Origin of the sequence: Streptomyces aurantiacus (assembly GCF_001418335.1) — a bacterium.
GTDB classification, from domain to species: Bacteria; Actinomycetota; Actinomycetes; order Streptomycetales; family Streptomycetaceae; genus Streptomyces; species Streptomyces aurantiacus.
Window position 1 is genome coordinate 1 of sequence record NZ_LIPP01000337.1, and the last position, 6,803, is coordinate 6,803.

The window sequence follows — 6,803 nt, forward strand, 5'->3', positions numbered from 1 at the left end:
CCGGTACGTCGAGTCCGCCGCAGCCGGGCGTACTGCCCTTTGCCACCATGGCAGGCCCGGTTCGGAAGAGCTAGGCGGCGGACTGCGACATACCGGCACGGCCCCTTCCGTCGTATGTCGTCCTCCCCGCCGTGGTCACGTGCGTAAAGAAGCCGGTGAGGGCCGCCCGTCCCCACGGAGCCCTCACCGGCTGGTCAGTGTCAGCGTCAGTGCCGGCGGGTTATCGCCGACCGGTCATGCCGACTGATCGTTCCGGCCGGTCGTCAGCGGCCGGTCCGTCGTGTCAGGCGTTCACCAGCTCCCGGTCCTCGTCCGCTTCCTTCGCGCGGTTGTCGTCCAGTGCCCTCAGGCCCTCGCCCTCCACGTCCACGTTCGGCAGGGCGCGGTCCAGCCACTTCGGGAGCCACCAGGCCTTGCCGCCCAGCAGCGCAAGGACCGCCGGGACGATCGCCATGCGGACCACGAAGGCGTCGAAGAAGACGGCGATCGCCAGGCCGAAGCCGATCATTTTGATCATCGCGTCGCTGGCGCCGATGAAGCCGCCGAAGACGGCCATCATGATGATCGCGGCGGCGACCACGACCCGGGCACTGTGCCGGAAGCCGGTCACGATGGCCTGGCTCGGCGACTCGCCGTGGACGTACGCCTCTCGCATCCGGGTCACGAGGAACACCTCGTAGTCCATCGCGAGGCCGAAGACCACGCCCACCATGAAGATCGGCATCATCGACATGACCGGGCCGGTCTCCTGGACGCCGATCAGGCCGGCCAGCCAGCCCCACTGGAAGACCGCGACCACGGCACCGAGCGCGGCGAGCACGCTGAGCAGGAAGCCGAGCGCCGCCTTCAGCGGGACGAGGATGGAGCGGAAGACGACGATGAGGAGGAGGAAGGCCAGGCCCACCACCAGGGCCAGGTACGGGACCAGCGCGTCGTTGAGCTTCTGCGAGAAGTCGATGTTCATCGCGGTGGTGCCGGTGACGAGGACGGAGGCGTCCGTGTCGGCCTTGACGTCGGCGCCCTGGTCACGGATCGCGTGCACCAGGTCCTCGGTCTGGGTCGAGGACGGCTTGGAGTCCGGGATCACGGTGATCGTCGCGGTGTCGCCGGCCTTGTTGAACGACGCCGGGGTCACCGTCTTGACGCCCGAAAGATCCTTGATGCCGTCGGTCACCGTGGTGGCCGCCGCCTTCGGGTCGTCGCTGTCCTTGGCGTCGACCACGATCATCAGGGGACCGTTGAAGCCGGGGCCGAAGCCCTCGGACAGCGTGTCGTACGCCCGGCGCTGCGTCGTGGACGTCGGCTGGGAGCCGTCGTCGGGCAGGCCCAGTTCCAGCTGCGTGGCCGGTACGGCGACGACGCCCAGGCCGACCACACCGAGCAGCAGTACGGCGGCCGGGCGGCGGATGACGAAGCTCGCCCAGCGCGTACCCATGTTGGGCCTGGCCGGCTTCCCGGACGTGGTCGTGGTCGTGGTCGTGGCGGTGTCGCGCGCCTTGTCCTTCTTGGCTCCCCTGCGCTTCTCGCCCGCCGGGCGGATCTTCCTGCCCGCGTATCCGAGCATCGCCGGGATCATGGTCAGTGCGATGAGGACGGCCACCACGACCGTGCCCGCGGCGGCGAGGCCCATCTTGGTCAGCATCGGGACGTTGACGACCGCGAGGCCCGCCAGGGCGATGACGACCGTGAGGCCGGCGAAGACGACCGCCGAGCCTGCGGTACCGGTGGCACGGCCCGCCGCCTCCTCGGGCTCGCGGCCCTCGGCCAGTTCGCCCCGGTAGCGCGAGACGATGAACAGCGCGTAGTCGATCCCGACCGCGAGTCCGATCATCATCGCGAGCGTCGAGGTCGTGTCGCCGAGGTCGAGCGCGTTGGCGAGCGCGGTGATGGTGGAGACACCGATGCCGACGCCGATGATCGCCGTCAGCAGCGGCAGTCCCGCCGCGACCAGCGACCCCAGGGTGATGACGAGGACGACCGCGGCGATGGCGAGACCGATGACCTCGCCGATCGCGCCCATCTCGGCCGCGGCCTCCAGCGCGTCGCCTCCGACGTCGACGGTCAGCCCGGTGGCGCGGGCGTCGTCCCCCGCCGTCTCCAGGGCGTCCTTGGTCGAGTCCTCAAGTGCCATGCCCGGGGCGTCGTACTTCACCGACGTGTAGGCGACCGTGCCGTCCTTGCTCACGGCGTTCGTCGTGAACGGGTCGGTGACGGAGACGACCTCGGAGCCGTCGCCGAGTTCCTTGACGGCCTTGTTGACGGTCGCCTTGTTGTCGGCGTCCGTCATCTTCTGGCCCTCGGGCGCCTTGAAGACGATGCGTCCGGTCGCTCCGTCGGCGCTGTCGCTGGGGAAACGCTGCTCCAGCAGGTCGAAGGCCTTCTGCGCCTCGGTGCCCGGGATGGAGAAGGAGGTGGCGCCCGCGGCGGGCGCGGAGGCGGCGCCGACACCCGCGAGCGTCAGCAGGGCCACCCAGATCAGGACGGCGAAGTGCCGTCGCCTGAAGGCGATTCGGCCGAGTTTATAGAGAAACGTAGCCACGAGGGCGTACTCCCGATCAGGTCGGTGATGGCATCAGGTCGGTGATGGCATCAGGGCAGGGGTCATCAGCCCGACGACGTGAGCGGTCGCGTCAGGTACAGGTGTGACTGGGGAGGGGTACAGAAAAAGGGCGGGCTTCGGGAAGAGCTTCTGAAAAGTGGCTTCAGGGGTGGTCAGGCGACGAGGGCGGGGAGGACCACTGCGTCGATGTACGAGGACACGAAGGCCTGCGTCGGTGGCTGGTCGTCGATCATTCCCCGGGCCACGAAGGCGCCGATGATCATGTGCATCACGTAGTCGATCGCGGGGTTGTCCGCACGGACCTCACCGCGGTCGACGGCACGCTGCACCACTTGGCGCATCTCCGCCACTTCCGGTTCGATCAGCCATTCCCGGAGAGCGGCCAGCAGCTCGGGGTTCGAGTGCACCACCGTGCTCAGAGCCTGCATCAGCGAGGAGTTCTGTTCCATCTCGCAGTCGTCCTGGCGGGCCGTCAACGCCTGGAGGTCGCCCCGCAGGGTGCCCGTGTCCACGTTGAGGAGACCTACCGGCTTGTGATGCCTGATCGCTCTCGCCACCAGCTCGGCCTTGCCGCCCCACTGGCGGTAGAGGGTGGCCTTGCTGGACCGGGTGCGGGCCGCCACGGCGTCCATGGTCACGGAGTCGTAGCCGACCTCCCGGAGCAGGTCGAGCACCGCCTCGTACAGCTCGGCCTCGCGCTCAGGGGTGATCCGGCTGCGACGCGTCGTTGCTGTCTCAGCCATCCCATTCACCGCTTCCGCTCGAACGAAACTGTCTCGTACGTCAGTAAACATACCCCGAGACCCAACGAAACGAAACCGTTTCGTACGTGTGTTGAGTCACGCGTCTCCCCGCCACCACGAGTTGCCGGGCCCCGCCCCCCGGAAAAGCATGGGTGGGTGAGCGACGAGTACGAGAACGAGAACGCGACCGGAGTCCGCCCGAGCGCCCACGACCCGGCCGGAGACGGCAGCCACAGCCACAGCGGCTCCGGCTCCGGCTCCGGCTCCGGCTCCTACCTGCGGTTCCCGCACCTCAGCGGTGACGCCCTCTGTTTCGTGGCCGAGGACGATCTCTGGGTAGCCCCCCTCTCCGGTGCCGGCCGCGCCTCTCGTCTCACCGTCGACCGTACGAAGGTGTGCCACCCGCGCTTCTCCCCCGACGGGCGGCACATCGCGTACACGACCTGGCGCAGCCTCGTGCCGGAGATCCATCTGGCGCCGGTCGACGGCGGCCCGGCCCGGCGGCTCACCTACTGGGGCAGCGCCGACACCCAGGTCTGCGGCTGGGCGCCCCCCGACACGGAGGGCAACTGCGACATCCTCGCCGTCGCCTCGCACGGCGAGCCCTTCTCGTACTTCACCTGGGCCTACCGCGTGCCGGTCGACGGCGACCCCGGCGGCAAGCTCCCCTGGGGCCCCGTCTCCCACGTCGCGGTCGCCGACTTCGCCGGTGAGCGCAAGACACTGCTTCTCACCGGCACACCCCCGCACGAACCCGCCGCCTGGAAGCGCTACCGCGGCGGCGCCACCGGGCGGCTCTGGCTGCACGGGCAGCGCATCCTCGCCGACCTCGGCGGCCATCTGGACTCGCCGATGTTCGTCGGCGACCGGATCGCCTTCCTCTCCGACCACGAGGGCGTCGGCAACCTGTACTCGTGTCTGCACGACGGTTCCGGCCTGCTGCGCCACACCGACCACGACGACTTCTACGCCCGGCACGCGTCGAGCGACGGCACCCGGGTCGTCTACCAGTGCGCGGGCGACCTGTGGATCGTCGACGACCTGTCCCCCGGCGCCCGGCCCCACCGCCTCGACGTACGCCTGGGCGGGCCGCGCGCGGGACGCCGTCCGTACCAGGTGCCGGCCGCGCAGCACCTGGACGGGATCTCCGTGGACGAGACGGGCCGGGCCGGCGCGGTCGTCGTACGCGGCAGCCTGTACTGGCTCACGCACCGCGACGGCCCGGCGCGCGCCCTCGCGGACACCCCAGGCGTACGCGTCCGGCTGCCGGAGATGCTCGGCTCGGGCGGGCAGGTGGCGTACGTGACGGACGCGGACGGCGAGGACGCCGTCGAGATCGCGTATCTGCCCCGCGCGACGGGTGCGCGCGAACCGCGCCGGCCGGCTTCGGGGGGACTGGGCCGCGTCCTGGAACTCGTCTCCGACCCGGCGGGCGAGCGCCTCGCGATCGCCTCGGACGACGGCCGGCTGCTGCTGATCACCGTGGGAACGGAGGCGTCGGAGGGGGCGGAGGCGTCGGACGGCGAGGTCAGTGAACTCATCCGGTCCGTCAACGGGCCCGTGCGCGACCTGGCCTTCTCCCCCGACGGGAACTGGCTGGCCTGGTCGCATCCGGGCATCGGCCGCACGCTCCGCCAGATCAAGCTGGCGCGGATCGGCGGGCCCGGTCCGCGCACGATCGTCGACGTCACCAACGGCCGCTTCGAGGACGAGAACCCGGTCTTCACCCGGGACGGCCGCTTCCTCGCCTTCCTCTCCTGGCGCGGCTTCGACCCGGTGTACGACGTCCATACCGGCGACCTCTCCTTCCCGCTGGGCTGCCGCCCCTACCTCGTACCGCTGTCCTCGGCGACCCCGTCCCCGTTCGCGCTGACCCCCGAGGGCCGCCCGGCGGCCGGTGGCCTGGACCCGGTGGTCCCGGACGACACCGAGGGAGGGGAACCGGGAGCGGGAGGAGCAGGAGCGGTGACCGTCGAGACCGAGGGGCTGGCGTGCCGTGTGACGCCCTTTCCGGTCACCGCCTCCAAGTACTCCGCGCTGTACCCGGTCGCGGGCGGCGGACTCGTCTGGCTGCGCTGGCCGATCTCGGGGGCGCTGGGCGAGACGTTCGCGAACCCGGACGACACGAGCGACCGGCCGACCCTGGAGCACTTCGACATCTCCAAGGCGAAGAAGTCCGAACTCGTGGAGCACCTCGACGCGTTCGCGCCCAGCGGCGACGGCACCCGTCTCGTCGTGGTCGACGAGGGGGAGCTGCGGGCCGTTCCGTCCACCGAGCCGGGCGACGGCGACACGACCGTCTGGATCGACCTGCGCCGCATCCTGCACGAGGTCGACCCGGCCGCCGAGTGGCGCCAGGCGTACGCCGAGGCCGGCCGCCTCATCCAGGCCTACTTCTGGGAACCCGGCATGTGCGGCATCGACTGGGCGGGCATCCTGGACCAGTACCGTCCGCTGGTCGAACGGGTCGCGTCCCCCGACGAGTTCGCCGACCTGCTCCGCGAGGTGCTGGGTGAACTGGGCACCTCGCACGCGTACGTCGCCGCCGCGCGCCGCAACGAAGGCCCGCCCCACTATCAGCGGCCGCAAGGCCTGCTGGGCGCCAACTTCGTACGCAGGGACGGCCGTTGGGTCGTCAAGCGCATCCTGCCCGGTGACTCCTCCGACTCCAAGGCCCGTTCACCGCTGGCCGGTACGGGCATCCGCGCGGGCGCGGAGCTCACTCATGTCGACGGCCGCCCCGTGGACCCGCTCACCGGTCCGTTCCCGCTGCTCGCGGGGGCGGGCGGGACGACGGTGGAGCTCACCTTCACCCCGGCCGAGGGTGGGGGCCGCGCACGCCGGGTCGCGGTGGTCCCCCTGATCGACGAGCGCCCCCTGCGGTACCAGGACTGGGTGGCCAAACGCCGGGAAGTGGTACGGGAGCTGAGCGGCGGCCGGTGCGGTTACCTGCACATCCCCGACATGGGCGGCTCCGGCTGGGCACAGTTCAACCGCGACCTGCGGATGGAGGTGTCCCGCCCCGCCCTCATCGTCGACGTACGCGGCAACGCGGGCGGCCACATCAGCGAGCTGGTCATCGAGAACCTCACCCGTACGATCATGGGCTGGGACCTGACCCGCAACGCCCAGCCGGTGTCGTACACGTCCAACGCCCCACGCGGCCCGGTGGTCGCCCTCGCCGACGAGATGACCTCGTCCGACGGCGACATGATCACGGCGGCCTTCAAACTGCTCAAGCTGGGCCCGGTGGTGGGCCAGCGCACCTGGGGCGGGGTCGTCGGCATGACCGGCCGCCACCGTCTCGGCGACGGCTCGGTCATCACGGTCCCAATGAACGCCGCCTGGTTCGAGGCGTACGGCTGGTCGGTCGAGAACCACGGCGTCACCCCGGACCTGGAGATCCTCCGCACCCCCCTGGACTGGGCGGAGGGCCGCCACGCCCAACTGGACGACGCAGTCCAACTGGCCCTGAACCTCCTGACCACCCACCCCGCATC

3 protein-coding genes are annotated in these 6,803 nt (G+C 70.6%); 1 reads left to right on the top strand and 2 read right to left on the bottom strand.

Features of this window, described 5'->3' with window-relative positions; translation table 11 throughout:
* Positions 1–283: 283 nt before the first annotated feature.
* Positions 284–2,539 (bottom strand): MMPL family transporter, encoded by a 2,256-nt coding sequence (locus tag AOK01_RS33940; RefSeq protein WP_055518487.1) that lies wholly within the window; start codon positions 2,537–2,539, stop codon positions 284–286.
* Positions 2,540–2,712: 173 nt separating this feature from the next.
* A complete protein-coding gene (locus AOK01_RS33945) occupies positions 2,713–3,303 on the bottom strand; it encodes a TetR/AcrR family transcriptional regulator (protein ID WP_055518489.1) in 591 nt (196 codons plus the stop codon).
* A gap of 276 nt (positions 3,304–3,579) precedes the next feature.
* Between AOK01_RS33945 and AOK01_RS33950 the strand changes: the two genes are divergently transcribed.
* The coding region (locus tag AOK01_RS33950) for a S41 family peptidase (protein WP_055518490.1) at positions 3,580–6,803 on the top strand (3,224 nt) is incomplete at its 3' end.